Source organism: Paraburkholderia sp. TE9906, assembly GCF_056279605.1.
This window is the reverse complement of record NZ_JBWCCT010000012.1, coordinates 24,522-37,685: the sequence shown is the minus strand read 5'-3', so window position 1 is coordinate 37,685 and position 13,164 is coordinate 24,522. Positions and strand designations below refer to the sequence as shown.

The 13,164-nt window shown below is 63.0% G+C and carries 13 protein-coding genes; all 13 read left to right on the top strand.

Annotation, left to right across the window (positions count from 1 at the left end; all coding sequences use genetic code 11):
* Nucleotides 1-725 precede the first annotated feature (725 nt).
* The 13 genes from ACZ9H4_RS27460 to ACZ9H4_RS27400 all read left to right on the top strand — a co-directional run bounded on the left by ACZ9H4_RS27460 (nucleotide 726) and on the right by ACZ9H4_RS27400 (nucleotide 13,145).
* Nucleotides 726-995, top strand: a complete 270-nt coding sequence (locus tag ACZ9H4_RS27460; protein WP_408326557.1) for a Flp family type IVb pilin — start codon at nucleotides 726-728, stop codon at nucleotides 993-995.
* A 42-nt stretch (nucleotides 996-1,037) separates the two neighbouring features.
* On the top strand, nucleotides 1,038-2,555 hold the full coding sequence (locus ACZ9H4_RS27455; protein ID WP_476121825.1) for a pilus assembly protein TadG-related protein: 1,518 nt from the start codon (nucleotides 1,038-1,040) through the stop codon (nucleotides 2,553-2,555).
* Between the two features lie 18 nt (nucleotides 2,556-2,573).
* Nucleotides 2,574-3,464: a hypothetical protein gene (locus tag ACZ9H4_RS27450; protein ID WP_408141750.1), complete on the top strand. Its 891-nt coding sequence runs from the start codon at nucleotides 2,574-2,576 to the stop codon at nucleotides 3,462-3,464.
* Entirely contained in the window at nucleotides 3,461-4,189 is a 729-nt protein-coding gene (locus tag ACZ9H4_RS27445; protein ID WP_476121823.1) for a hypothetical protein, read from the top strand. The genes ACZ9H4_RS27450 and ACZ9H4_RS27445 overlap by 4 nt, the downstream gene beginning before the upstream one ends.
* Nucleotide 4,190: 1 nt before the next feature.
* On the top strand, nucleotides 4,191-4,397 hold the full coding sequence (locus ACZ9H4_RS27440) for a hypothetical protein (protein WP_408141752.1): 207 nt from the start codon (nucleotides 4,191-4,193) through the stop codon (nucleotides 4,395-4,397).
* A gap of 20 nt (nucleotides 4,398-4,417) precedes the next feature.
* Complete coding sequence (gene cpaB, locus ACZ9H4_RS27435; protein ID WP_408141753.1) at nucleotides 4,418-5,500, top strand: Flp pilus assembly protein CpaB; 1,083 nt, start codon at nucleotides 4,418-4,420, stop codon at nucleotides 5,498-5,500.
* Nucleotides 5,501-5,530: 30 nt separating this feature from the next.
* Nucleotides 5,531-7,357 carry a type II and III secretion system protein family protein gene (locus ACZ9H4_RS27430; RefSeq protein WP_476121820.1) on the top strand — a complete coding sequence of 609 codons (1,827 nt, stop codon included), beginning with the start codon at nucleotides 5,531-5,533 and terminating at the stop codon, nucleotides 7,355-7,357.
* 21 nt (nucleotides 7,358-7,378) lie between these two features.
* Complete coding sequence (locus ACZ9H4_RS27425) at nucleotides 7,379-9,319, top strand: ATPase, T2SS/T4P/T4SS family (protein ID WP_476121818.1); 1,941 nt, start codon at nucleotides 7,379-7,381, stop codon at nucleotides 9,317-9,319.
* A gap of 10 nt (nucleotides 9,320-9,329) precedes the next feature.
* Entirely contained in the window at nucleotides 9,330-10,178 is an 849-nt protein-coding gene (locus tag ACZ9H4_RS27420) for a type II secretion system F family protein (RefSeq protein WP_408141756.1), read from the top strand.
* A 3-nt stretch (nucleotides 10,179-10,181) separates the two neighbouring features.
* Nucleotides 10,182-11,063, top strand: coding sequence for a type II secretion system F family protein (locus ACZ9H4_RS27415; protein WP_408326577.1), 882 nt, complete (start codon nucleotides 10,182-10,184; stop codon nucleotides 11,061-11,063).
* Nucleotides 11,060-11,410, top strand: a complete 351-nt coding sequence (locus ACZ9H4_RS27410; protein ID WP_408141758.1) for a DUF192 domain-containing protein — start codon at nucleotides 11,060-11,062, stop codon at nucleotides 11,408-11,410. The genes ACZ9H4_RS27415 and ACZ9H4_RS27410 overlap by 4 nt, the downstream gene beginning before the upstream one ends.
* 89 nt (nucleotides 11,411-11,499) lie before the next feature.
* Entirely contained in the window at nucleotides 11,500-12,288 is a 789-nt protein-coding gene (locus ACZ9H4_RS27405; protein ID WP_408154490.1) for a TadE family protein, read from the top strand.
* Between the two features lie 23 nt (nucleotides 12,289-12,311).
* Nucleotides 12,312-13,145 carry a lytic transglycosylase domain-containing protein gene (locus tag ACZ9H4_RS27400; RefSeq protein WP_408326580.1) on the top strand — a complete coding sequence of 278 codons (834 nt, stop codon included), beginning with the start codon at nucleotides 12,312-12,314 and terminating at the stop codon, nucleotides 13,143-13,145.
* The last annotated feature ends 19 nt before the right edge of the window (nucleotides 13,146-13,164 follow it).

The window sequence follows — 13,164 nt, the reverse complement described above, 5'->3', positions numbered from 1 at the left end:
TTCCTTGAATAAAGGGCAAGCCCCGCTTGCAGTTCGATTTGAGAAATCGTGCGCACACGCCTCCCGCAAAAAAACTGGCCGGCGCTTTTAAGGCTCGACTAAAGTTTTTCACGCGTCGCAAATTTAACTGGCAGCCCTATCCATAAAAATCAGGAAATGCGTAAACTACGTAGGAATTGTCCGTATAAACACGGGAAAAATCGCAATCACTGGCATTAAGCACGCCCAGCTTGAATCCGAGCCGTTTAAACGAATCTAAAAAAATCTTGTTTGCGCGCTCTCTCGTGGCGCCTTTACAACAGCAGCGTGTGGACGACCGATTGAAATCGCGCAAGGTGCCACAGACGAGCGCCGCGGCCACCATCAAGATCGAAGGGGCCGAACGATCGCCTTAGCCGGCAGGGATTTCGGGCCGCTCCCGCTCGCACCGGGAAACGCGCGGCGATGCGCTGCGCCACGCGCACGATGCCGGACGTTAGCCTGTTCACGCTCCGACATCGATGAAATGCTCCGATGTTCATCTGTTTTTTTTGACCGCACGTCATGCGAAATTGCGTCATTGAGATTCAGAACTTTCTTCGATTTTCAAGATAAATACATTCCTATACTTCGTCCCGACACGTTGCCTGCGTTTTTAGGGGCATTAATTATTAATTAATTTCACATGTAACGCCAAAAATCGGCGCAAACGTGTTCAGCCGACACCCATTTTTTTAATACAAATCATGAAACTCTCACACACTTGCCGTCGCAACAAACACCTCGGCCAGGGCATGACGGAATACATCATCATCGTCGCCCTGATTGCGGTGTCGGCCATTGCCGTGTATTCGCTGTTCGGTCGGACGCTGCGTGACCAGACCGCTGGCCTTGCAATGGAAATGTCCGGCCAGGATGCGGGGGATAACATTTCGACCGCGAAAACCAATGCGAACACAGCGACGACGAAGGCGGAGACCGCGAAGAACATGGGCACGTATAACGGGAACAACTAAAGCGAACAAAAAGTAACCTCACCGAAATCAGCGATATCCACCATGAACCGCTCTGCCCGCGAGGGCAGGGCCAGGGTCGCCAGCGCTAGCGGGCAGGCGCTGGTCCCTGCACTGCTGTTTCTGCTGGTCGGTTGCATCGGCCTTTATGTGGCGTTCGACTCGCTCCAGATGACCAGCGCCAAAATCAAACTTCAGAACACGGCCGACGCCGCCGCATACAGCGCAGCCGTGCTGCAGGCACGCGACTACAACTTCTCCGCGTACACGAACCGCGCCATGATCGCCAATCAGGTCACGGCCGCGCAGGTGGTCGCATTGAAATCATGGATCGACGAACTCGACGCGACCTACTCGCAGTCGAATCTCGACACGACGGTCACCACGCTGGCGGATCATCCTGCGCAATGGAGTACACCGAAACAGATCGGCAAAGCCGACATCGCGCCGGTGCGTGCCGCGCTCGACGCGCTGCTGCCCACGGTCGCCCGGGACATCGGCGAGCTCAATCGCGCGCTGAGCGTGGCGCAGGCCAACTATCACACCGCCGTCTTCACCGCGGTCCCCGACACGGCCGACGCAATCGCGCAACTCAACCAGCCTGACACGCACGTCACCGCCGGCTACTTCATCAGCGATCGCAACGCGGCGCAACTGGCGGCGTGGTCCTCGTACACTGCCACCGTCACGCCCGCGGGCAACCTCGGTCAGGATGACTTTGCCGACGTGGTGACGAACCCTGACACCCTCGACGGTTTCGTCAAGAATCGTGACTCGGTGCGCAGCGTCGCGCCGAACTTCCAGCAACTGAACGACAGCGCCAACAAAATATGCGGCGCCAACAGCACGTTCACCATCAACGTGACGCACGACGGCGGCACCCAGCTTCGCAGCGACAAAGCCGGCTGGCAGTCCATCGACGCAAGCACCGCGCTCCTCAGAATCAGCTGTATCGGGCCGATCGAATCCATTGCCGGTCACGGCGGCAGTGCGAACGGCAACATCACCAGCTTCATGACCCACCCGCCGTTCGTGGCGGCGGAGGACTGGGAAGGCTATGGCGGCTACTTCAACTTCGGCTACACCGGCACGTCGGTGCCCGGCCGGGTGCCGAGCTCAATGGCGGAACAGTTCAGCCAGACCCCCGGTCCTTCGCTCGACCCGGTGAACGGCGGCCTGCTGCCTTATCAGGAAGTGCGCGGCACACAGCTCGCCGCCCAGGCGCCACGCATCACGATCGAAGTGACGCGCAACACCGATACGCTGCTCAAGACCACCGGCCTGCAAGGCGGCGGCATCATGAAGGTCGACATCGATGCGCCCAGCGGCGCAATGCGCGCGCTGTCGAGCGCCCATGCCTATTTCGTGCGGCCCGATGAAACCTCTTCCGGCGTTTCCATCATCGGCGGCCTGTTGAACGCCGATCAATGGGCGCGCCCTGACCAGAAGACCGAATACCCGAGTCTGTTCAGCCCGTACTGGCAAGCCGCGCTTGCGCCGGTCAGCGCCAGCGAACGCGCCGCGGCTCAGCAAAGCCAGATGTCAGTCGCCTCACAGCCCTGATCCCGAGCTTCATACGCAATGAGACAAGGTCAAACCTACGTAAAAGCCGCCGCGCAATCGGGTCAGGCGATGGCGGAATTCCTCGTGTCCATGGTCATGGTCATGAGCGTGCTGCTGCTCGCGATCGTCATGCTCGGCAAGTTCAACGACGTACGCAACCGCACGCTGATGAGTTCCCGCTACGTCGCATGGGAGCGCACCGTGTGGACGGACAGCGACGGGAAGAAGAACCTCGCCGCCGATCCTGGCACCACGGAAGGTTGGTCGAGCACCTATGGCAGCGCCGCGTTGAGCGTCGCCAAAGCAGACGCCGAACTCAAGGCCGAAGTGATGCAACGCGTGATGGCCGGCGACGCCGCGCCGATCTCCAGCCTCGACCGCCAACAGACCCAGTTGGCCTCGTCCCAGCCGGCCATGTGGAAAGACTACGGCGGGCATCCTCTGCTGGCATCGGTGAATGACGTCGCGGTCGGCACCAGCGAGACAGCCGATCCCGCCAGCGCCCAGAGCGGCGTAGCCCTTGCCCAGTGGTCCGTTCCCACTGCTGCGGGGACACCCTACAGCGCGCACCTGAGCCTGCCGACGAGCACGCTGCAGTCCGGCTCCGTCAGCATTTCCATCGCGCAGAGCAGCGACGTGCTGAAGCGGCTCTGGCCAAAAGACGATCAGTTGCCCGCCTTCAGCGGCCTCACCTTCTCCGACACCAACGTATTGATGAGCAACGCCTGGGTGCCGGACGGCGCCACCAGCAACGAGCAGCTGTTCAGCGAGGCAGTACCGGCCGCGCACGCCACGCTCGTGCCATCGGGCGGTTATTCGGGGCTGCAGAAGTACGCCCCGGAAATTTCGACGCTTGAGTTCGGCCGCATCCGACGAGACGTCGTCCCGCCAGATCGTTTGAATCCATGACGTTCGAGCCGATGAAGCGTATGGCTCGCCTCGTGCGCGGCGCTTGCCTGGCAGGCGCGCTGATCGCCGGCATTCCGGCGGCCGATGCTGCCTGCAACAAGATGCCAGTGCAGCCACAGGGCACGGTGGCCATCGGCCGCGACATGATCGTCAACGGTGTGCCGGCCTCGGTCACAGGGATGCAATTCGCCGGCGCGGTGGACGACGTATCGAACGCATTCCGCGACTTCTGGCGTCGCGAAGACGTGCCGGCGAAAGGCCTGCCGAGTTCATCAGGATGGCTATTGAGCGCACTGGACGGCCAGTGCCTCTACGTGCTGAGCATTGCGCCGCAACAGCCAGGCGAGCGCACACGCGGACTCATGAGCGTGATCCGGCTCGGTGGCGGCCAGTCGGAGCATCGCCTTCCGGATGCCGCCGTGCCACTGCCGGAAGACGGCAAGGTGGTTTCGGATGTCGAGAGCCGCGACCCCGGGCAGACGGGGCGCACGTGGCAGCTCGACATCCTCGGGGACGCGCGCTGGAACGCGCAGCGTTATCGCAACCATCTCGCGACGCGCGGCTGGGTGAGCGTAGGCCACCAGCCGGACTATCGCTCCAGTGGCGCGGCATCCGCGCAAGACACGGCATTCGCGATGCGACACGGCAGCGATAGCGTGGACGTCAGTTTTTCGGATCGCGACGGCAAGACCGTCGCGGTCGTCAATGCAATAAGGAACCGCTGAGATGCAACAACCGGGACGTTTCCCTCTCTTCGCGACGCGGCGCAGCCGGCAGCGCGGCCAGGCGTACGCGGAATATCTCGTCGTCACCGCCGCGCTGATCGGCATTCTGCTGATGGAGACGGGCGACACCGTCGCACCGTTCACCGCACTCGTCACCGGCTTGAAGTCGTTGTTCGGCGCTTACAGCTTCACCCTATCGCTTCCCTGACCGGCCACGGTCGATTGTCCATGCTCAAGAAAATAAACCTCCGCTCGCTCTTCGCGAATTCCTGGGTACTGCTGTTCCTTGCTGTTCTGGTCGCAGGGGGTCTCACGTTCCTGCTCTACACGTACCTGAACGATCGCGAGACCAAACTCAAAGCGGACATCGCCGCGCAAACCGTGCGCTCGGGCGTGCAGGTCGTCGTGCCGGCGCATGACGTGCCCGTCGGCACGCCGTTGTCGAGCAGCGAATTCGTCGCCCGCGAAATTCCGGGCGACATGGTCTACGACGACATGATCCGCCCGGACGACTTCGGCCAATACCGCACGGCGCATCTCGTCAAACCGGTCCGACGTGGTCTGCCGCTGCGTGCCGGCGACATCGACGCGCTGCGCGGCCGCGACTTCTCGGACGCACTGCCTGCGGGACAGCGCGCATTGACAGTCGAAATCGACACGGTCAACTCGACGGCGCTGCTCCTTCGCCCAGGCAACCGGGTCGATCTGTACTGGCTCGGCAAAGTGTTCCGCGAAGACCATGCATCCGACGACAAGAAAGTCGCCCAACTATTGATGGCGAACGTGCTGGTGCTCGCAACCGGTCAGGACATTCGTCCGCGCGACGCGGGCGAAGCCGCCCAGCAAGACCCGGCGAATGCCGGCAACAACGCGATGAGCCGACAGCAAGGCATGGGCTACACGACCGTCACGCTGCAAGTGCCGGTCGACGACGTGCCCCGCGTCGCGCTTGCACAGCGGATCGGCGGCTTGCGCCTGATCCTGCGCAACGCCGACGACAAAGGCAGTGACGGTCCGCCACTGGTGCAGGAAAGCGACGTGTTCATCGACCCCACGCGAGGCGCGCCGACGCCCGGCGGCGGTCCGGCCGCTCAGGTCGTCGAAATGATTTCGGGCGGCGGTTCGAATGGCAGCAGCGTGCTGGTCGGTCCTGGGCCGCAGCCGGCTCCCGCGCAGTCGACTCGCACCGAGGGCACCGCGGCCGCCGCCCCGCAGAGCGAAACGGCACAGCGCGAGCCCAGCCTCTACGAGCAGGCCAACGCCATCGCTCAACAACTGCAGAAGGCCGTGGCACCCAGCCCGTCCAGGTAGAACTCAAGTACAGAGGCCAGGTTTCACGCCATGAAAGTCAAACACAATGCGGCGCGATTGCGTCATCGGGTCCTGCCGTCCGTCCTCATCGGCATCGTGATGTGCAGAGCCGCTCCGACCGCATTCGCGCAAGCCGTCTATCCGCCAGCCACTGCTTCGGGCGACGCGTTCGCAAGTACCCGTGTGCTCGAAATGTTCAGCGGCGAAGTGCGGATTCTCCATCTCCCCGGCACGATAAAACGTATCGCGATCGGCAACGGCAGGCTGCTCACCGCGAATGTGGTCGACGGCAGCCTGATGCTTCTCGGCGAACGGGACGGCATCACGTCGCTGGTGGTCTGGAACGAGAAAGGCATCGCGCTGCAAGCCACGGTACGCATCGCCAAAGCGGAAGTGAACGCGTCGGTGCAACAACTGCGCTCGGTGCTGAAGTCGGTGCCGGGACTGCAGATCGACCCCATCGGTTCGAATATCGTCCTGTCCGGTGTCGTGCATCGGGACATGGTGTCGATCGTCAAAGCCGCCACGCAAGACATGAAGAACGTGATCGACACCACCAAGGTCGATGAAGGCGACGCGCTAAAGAAGACGGTCCACTTCAAGGTGCAGATCATGGAAGTGACCCGCAACGGGCAAAGGAACCTCGGCATTGCGTGGGACAGCGCGTTCAACGGCCCGCAGGTCGCCGGCGCCGCGACCTTTGCGACGGGGGCGGCCAAAGCCGTCACCGCGGGCACGAATTATTTCCTCGCGGGCATCGCGTCGAACATCACGTCGCAGATCAACTTCGCCGTCAGCAACGGCGACGCGTACATTCTCGCCGCGCCCGAGCTGAATACGAAGAGCGGCGGAACAGCGAGCTTCCTCGCCGGCGGCCAGGTGCCGATACCGCAATCGGGCGCGTTGGGCACAACCAACGTGCAGTACAAGGACTACGGGATCAAACTGAACATCGTGCCGGTGGTCGACGCGAACAACATTATCTCGGCGCACCTGACCGCCGAGATCAGCCAGATCGATCCCACGGTGACCTACAGCGGCATGCCGGGCTTTCTGACCCGCAACACGAGTTCGGATATTTCGATGCGGGCTGGCGAGACGCTCGCAATTTCCGGTCTGATCAGCGCGGATGTGGCGAACAATTCCACCGGTATGCCGTTTCTCGGCCAATTGCCCATCATCGGCCAGTTGTTCCGCTCGGACGCGTTCCGCGCGAAGAAAAGCGATCTGGTGATTTTCGTGACGCCGCTCATCTCCGATCCGGCGCTCGATCCCAACACGAATCTGCTGGCGCGCGCCGACACCGTGGATCAGGCCTTCCGCAAGGAATACGGCAATCCCGAGCCGCTGGTGGCGGATGAGGAAAAGGCGACGCGCATCGTCGCGCCGCGCCAGCCGATCACGGCCACGCCCGCGTTTTTACCGGCGCCGCTGCGCAGCACGCCGGCGGTGGAGCAGACGCGGATGCCGGTTTCGGAGCAAGCGCCTGATCCGGCTTCCATTTCCGGGCGTGGGTCGTCTCAGACATCTGTCCCGCAACGTGATCCGCGTCGCTCGCCCGCGTCGGTGAGCGGGGCGACGCAGGGGCCTGCATCAACGCTCCCTTCCAACCAGGCATCGAAGGACCTGCCCGCATCGGGCCGTGCCTCGCCGCCATCGACGCAATCGACGCAATCGACGCAATCGACGGCGGCTGCCAGCATGCCGCCAGAGGCCATCGCCGAAACGCTGCGCATGCTGATCGCCGCGCAGCACCCGCCTGCGGCGCCGAGCGCGCCACGCGACCCCGCACAGCCGGTTTTGAACGGCAAGGTTCCGCCGCAACAGGTCGGCGTGCTCGGCAATCCGGCCAACTGATCGGCGCAGTCAAAGAACATCATGCTCAATCTTCAGATTCACACGCGCCATGCGCCGACGCGGACATTGCAGATCGAACAGGGTTGCACGATCGGCAAGAATGCGAGCTGCGACATCGTCGTCAGAGGGATGCTCACGGGCAAGCTGCAGGCGCGCATCGTTCGGGAAAACAACGCCTATTACATCGAAGACCAGGGCGGCATCGTGGCGACGCTCGTCAACGGCTCGCCGATCACGCGGTTTGGTCCGCTGACCGAGGCGGACCAGATCGAGGTCGGCATGACGACGATCAGGATTGTTCGTGGCGTGGGCGCGGCGCAGCAGGCGTCGCAGGCTGCACACGCCGCGACGCAAGCCGCCCAGCTCGCGCACTCGGCACAATCAGCGTCGCTATCGCAACCAACCCAGCCGACGCAGTTACCACAAGCTCCCGCATCGACACACGTCGAGCCCTCGCTCACCGCTCGCGCTGCGGCACTCGCCCAAGGCGGCTCGCTGAACCCGGCCGCCGCCGACCGCTCAATCTCCGCCGTCCCGAGCGCCCCGGCCACGCAACCATCGCCCGGCGTGCCCGGCAACGCAACCACCACCCGCCCCCAGCCCGTCCTTGATACGCGTCGTCTACCTACGCGCAGTCTCTACGCCAAACGGACCGCGGCCGCCGCGCTACCCATTGCGCCGATCAACAGTCCGCTCGGCATCGAACTGCGCAAACAGGCGCACATGAAGGTCATCGCCGCGCTCGACCTGCGGCGTCTGAACGTCGCGCGCATGGAAGAAGACGAACTGCGCGAAACCGTCAGCGCCGCGCTCGACGATATCCTGAATCACGACCGCAGCTTCCACACGGCGGACGTCCCGCTCGCCACGCTGAAGAAAAGCGTGTTCGACGAAATTATCGGGCTCGGTCCGCTCGAAGAACTGATCGCCGATTCGAGCGTGTCGGAAATCATGGTCAACTGCCACAACGAAATTTTCGTCGAGCAGGACGGCCGCCTGACCCGATCGCCCGTCATCTTCACCGACGACCGCGCAGTGCTCGGCGCGATCGAGCGCATCGTCGCGCCAATCGGCCGCCGCATCGACGAAAGCTCGCCGATGGTCGACGCGCGTCTCGCCGACGGCTCGCGCGTCAACGCCGTGATCCCGCCGCTCGCGCTGAAAGGGCCGAGCATCACGATCCGCAAGTTCCTGAAACGCAAGCTGCAAGGCGAAGATCTGATCCAGTTCGGCTCGGTCTCGCCGGACATGCTCGAGTTCCTGCATACCGCCGTCGAGCAGGGCGCCAACATCATCATCTCCGGCGGCACCGGCTCGGGCAAGACAACCTTGCTGAACGTGCTGTCCAACTACATTCCCGACGACGAACGCATCGTCACCGTGGAGGACGCGGCGGAGCTGCAACTATCACAACCGAACCTCGTGTCGCTCGAAGCACGTCCCGCAAACATGGAAGGCAAAGGCGCGATCCCGATCCGCGATCTGGTGAAGAACTGCTTGCGGATGCGGCCCGACCGGATCGTGGTCGGTGAGTGCCGGGGCGGCGAAGCGCTCGACATGCTGCAAGCGATGAACACCGGCCACGACGGTTCGCTGACGACCCTGCACGCCAACACGCCACGCGACTGCATTGCGCGTCTCGAAGTCATGACGCTGATGGCCGGGCTCGACCTGCCGGTGCAGGCGATCCGCGAACAGATCAGCTCGGCGGTCGATCTCATCGTGCAGCAGTCGCGCTTTTCCTGCGGCTCGCGCCGCGTCACGCATGTGACGGAAGTGAGCGGTATGGAGTCGGGCATGATCACGCTGCAGGACGTGTTCGTATTCAAGGAAGAAGGCTTCGGCGAGGACGGCAAGATTCGCGGCAAGTTCGTGCCCACGGCGTACATCCCCGATTTCTATCAGGAGCTGATTCGCCGGCGCATTCCCGTGAATACCGACATCTTCACGCGCGTCAACTGAAAGGCCAGCTATGACGCTTTCCTTTATTCTCGCGCTCACGTTCGCCGGCTGCCTTGCGCTAATTTTGCTGGTCGCTCGCACCGGTACGGTCACGCTCAGAGCCGGTACGCGGCAGATGGCAGGCGAAATCGAGTCATCGCTCGCCGACGCCTTCGTGTTCGTGAACCGGCAGAAGGCTGCCGCATGGAGCCTGTTGCTGATGTTCGGCCTGCCGTTCGCGGTGTTTCTGCTGACTCACAGCCTGCTGATTGCCGCAGCCTGCGTGCCGATCGCGCTTGTGCTGCCCAGGCGGTATCTGGCGCGGATGCGTCGCAAGCGCATCGAGGCGCTCGAAAAGCAACTGCCCGACGCGCTGCTGATGATGTCCGGCGCGCTGCGCGCGGGCGCGAGCTTTCCGAGCGCGCTCGAAGCTGTGGTGCACGAGACCACCGCGCCGATCTCGCAGGAGTTCGATCTGCTGATGCGCGAAATCCGCCTCGGCATCGATCTGGACATCGCGATGCGCAACATCGAAAAGCGCATCCCGATCCCCGACCTTCTGATGATGACCGCCGCCGTCACGATCGCGCGTGAAGTCGGCGGCAATCTCGCCGAATCACTGGAGTCTGTCGCGCGCACGTTGCGCGAGAAACTGCAGATGGAAGGCAAGATCAGGGCGCTGACCTCGCAAGGCCGCATGCAAGGCATCGTGATGACCTGTCTGCCGCTCTTTCTGATGCTGGTGCTGCACTTTATGGAACCCACGGCGATGGCGCCGTTGTTCGGCGAACCGGTCGGCTGGGCCACACTCGCAGTGATCGGCGTGATGGAAATACTCGGCTACGCCTCGATCCAAAAAATCACCCACATCGACGTGTGACCTATGCTGCTATTCATTGCTCTTGTCGTCAGTATCGGCGTGATCGTGTTTGTCGGCATCGGCGGCAAATCGATCATCAACCTCATCGGCGCGGTGCCGCTGGAGAATCGCCTGTTTCTCGATCCGCTGCCGAAGTCGCTACGGCCGCTCTGGCCGCTCGTCAATTTCGTGGTCCATCATGTCGGCAGCCGGTTCAGCCCGAAGCTGGTCGAGAGAACCGATCTGCAGTTGCGGCTGACATCGCTCACGTTCCTGATGAACGCACGGCAGTTCATCGCGCTGTCGATCATCGGCGCGGCATTGGCCATGCTCGTCGCGCTGCTGCTGATGCTGCTGCTGGGCATGTGGTCAGTGCTGGCACTGATCGGCGCGGGCCTTCTCGGCTACTTCTACCCGCGCCTCTGGACCCGCGACGTGCGGCGGCGCCGCGTCGCGCAAATCCGCAAGCATCTGCCGCTCTATCTCGACTTCCTGACGCTCGCTGTCGAAGCCGGCCTGAACGTCAACGGCGCGATTCAGAAAGCGGTCGAAAAAGGTCCAACGGGACCATTAAGATGGGAACTGGAACACGTGCTGCGCGACCTCAAATCCGGCCTGAACCGCACGGAAGCGTTGCGCCGCCTGGACGACCGTTTGCGCATCAAGGAAGTGACCAACCTGGTGGGCGCCGTCGTGCAGGCCGAACGAATGGGCTCGGGTCTCGCGAAATCGCTGCGCTTTCAGTCCGAACAGCGCCGCTCGGAGCGCTTTCAGCGCGCGGAAAAGCAGGCGATGGAAGCACCGGTGAAGCTGATCTTCCCACTGCTGATGTTCATCTTTCCGGTCACGTTTATCGTGCTGGGCTTCCCGATCGCGATGAAGTTCGTCCAGGCGGGCTTGCTGTGAAGGCGGCTCGTCTCCACGTTCGCGGACGCGACTCCGGTGTCGAGGTGTCGATCACGGAAACCACCCGGGAACGGCTGCGCGGCCTGCTCAGCCGCGATCACCTTGCCCCCGGCGAAGCGTTGCTGCTCGAACGCTGCGGATCGGTGCATACGTTCGGCATGCGCTTTGCCATCGACGTGGTGTTTGTCGACCGGCATCGGCGCATCGTCGCGATTCATCGCGATGTGCCGAGGTGCCGCGTGCTGTTCAACCTTCGCGCGACCTTAACGCTAGAAATGCCGGCAGGTGGCGCGAGCCAGCATGGATTGTCCGTCGGCGATCCGCTCGTTTTCGAGGCAGTCTCGTGACCCGTCGCCATTTCAAATTCGGGCCACGAGCGTCGCGCCGCGCAGCCTGCGCCCATGGTGCGCGCAGGCTTCGGCAATCGGGTCAATCGATGGTGGAATTCATCGTGATTGCGCCGGCGTTGCTGTTCGTCTGTTTCGGCACGCTGCAGTTCGTGCTGCTGTATCAGGCGAAGTCAACGCTGGATGTCGCCGCGCTCGAAGCCGCCCGCGAAGGCGCGGTCAATCACGGCTCAGTGCAAGCGATGCGCAATGGTCTCGCACGCGGCCTCGCGCCGCTCTACGCGCGCAAGGCGAGCGCCGACGGCGCCGCCGAAGCGCTGGCGAAAGCGCAAACCGACGCCGCCGACTTCAGCGTGATCACGATCCTCAATCCGACGGTGGCGGCCATCAGGGACTATTCGCAGCCACGCTATTACGCAGACGAGGCGGCCACCTACATGGAGGTCCCCAACGATTCGCTCATGTATCGCGATTCGTCGATCCCGGCCGATGCGAAATCGGGCGTGAATATCCAGGACGCGAACCTGCTGAAAATTCATGTGCACTACTGCTATGACATGTATGTGCCGCTCGCCAACAAGGTGATTTACTACGCGGCCAACGTAATCGGCACCATCGGCACGGGCGGCCTCCTCACGCGCGAGCCGGCTAATCTGAACCAGGACCCGTATGGTTACCCAAAAAACGGCGACGATCTTTGCCGGACCCGACTCAAGGATGGCATCGAGACAGGCCGCTGGCCTCTCTCGCTGGATTCGGAAGCGATCGTACGCATGCAGTCGCCGCTTAGGGCGTCTGCGTTGAATGACTCGCCGAATCCTTCGGGCGATCCTGCCGCCTCCACCGGTAGCCATTCGTCGAATGCTGCGAACAACTGATGGCGAATCGCGTGGAGAAGAGATTGTCCGCGTTACATCGCGTGGTGTCGGGCGCAGCGTTGCGGGAGAAGAGGTCGTGTCGGTTGCCGGGGTCGCTTGAATCGCTGGCGCTCGCCGGCTTGATCGCAGCAAGCTGGTGCGTGCCGGGCTACGCGCTCGCCGCCGATAGCGCATCGGTCCACCTGCGCCGCACGTCGGGCGTGGTCATGATGATCGGCGGCATGACAGACGACAGCGACTCCGCAGCACCTCCCGCCGCAGCGCCACCGGAGGCCTCCTCACTTCCTGACGACACCAGCCCGCACTCCGTGCTACTCCAGCCCGGCGACTCGCGATTGACCGACGCGATGCGGCAAACGTCCGCATCGATCGCCGCCCGCGTGATGGCGCTCTCGCCGATCATCGAGGAAGCCGCGCACGTCGCGGATATCGACAGCGCGCTACTGATGGCCGTGATCGACGTGGAATCCGGTGGCAACCCGCAAGCGGTGTCGTCCAAAGGCGCGACCGGCCTCATGCAGTTGATGCCCGGTACGGGCCAACGGCACGGTGCATCCAATCTGTTCGATCCGCGCCAGAACATCGCTGCGGGTGCGCATTATCTGCGAGAACTCACGCGGCAGTTCGGCGAGCTGCCACTCGCGCTCGCGGCCTACAACGCCGGCGAAGGCGCGGTGCGAAAGTATGGTGGACAGATACCGCCGTACGCGGAAACGATGAGTTATGTGCCCAAGGTTATCGCGCGATACAGGTGGTATCGCGCGGCTCGGGCACCCGCGAGCAGTGCATCGGTACGGGAGGTGGCGGGGGACGTTCGCGGACGCTCGCTGGTGGTCCGCGCCGCAACCGGTAACTGACCGATTGTCTGGCAAGACC

Coding starts and splice junctions, on each gene's coding strand:
- ACZ9H4_RS27450 (WP_408141750.1), top strand. CDS start 2,574: ATGAGACAAGGTCAAACCTACGTAAAAGCCGCCGCGCAATCGGGTCAG.
- ACZ9H4_RS27445 (WP_476121823.1), top strand. CDS start 3,461: ATGACGTTCGAGCCGATGAAGCGTATGGCTCGCCTCGTGCGCGGCGCT.
- ACZ9H4_RS27455 (WP_476121825.1), top strand. CDS start 1,038: ATGAACCGCTCTGCCCGCGAGGGCAGGGCCAGGGTCGCCAGCGCTAGC.
- cpaB (WP_408141753.1), top strand. CDS start 4,418: ATGCTCAAGAAAATAAACCTCCGCTCGCTCTTCGCGAATTCCTGGGTA.
- ACZ9H4_RS27460 (WP_408326557.1), top strand. CDS start 726: ATGAAACTCTCACACACTTGCCGTCGCAACAAACACCTCGGCCAGGGC.
- ACZ9H4_RS27415 (WP_408326577.1), top strand. CDS start 10,182: ATGCTGCTATTCATTGCTCTTGTCGTCAGTATCGGCGTGATCGTGTTT.
- ACZ9H4_RS27420 (WP_408141756.1), top strand. CDS start 9,330: ATGACGCTTTCCTTTATTCTCGCGCTCACGTTCGCCGGCTGCCTTGCG.
- ACZ9H4_RS27440 (WP_408141752.1), top strand. CDS start 4,191: ATGCAACAACCGGGACGTTTCCCTCTCTTCGCGACGCGGCGCAGCCGG.
- ACZ9H4_RS27425 (WP_476121818.1), top strand. CDS start 7,379: ATGCTCAATCTTCAGATTCACACGCGCCATGCGCCGACGCGGACATTG.
- ACZ9H4_RS27430 (WP_476121820.1), top strand. CDS start 5,531: ATGAAAGTCAAACACAATGCGGCGCGATTGCGTCATCGGGTCCTGCCG.
- ACZ9H4_RS27405 (WP_408154490.1), top strand. CDS start 11,500: ATGGTGGAATTCATCGTGATTGCGCCGGCGTTGCTGTTCGTCTGTTTC.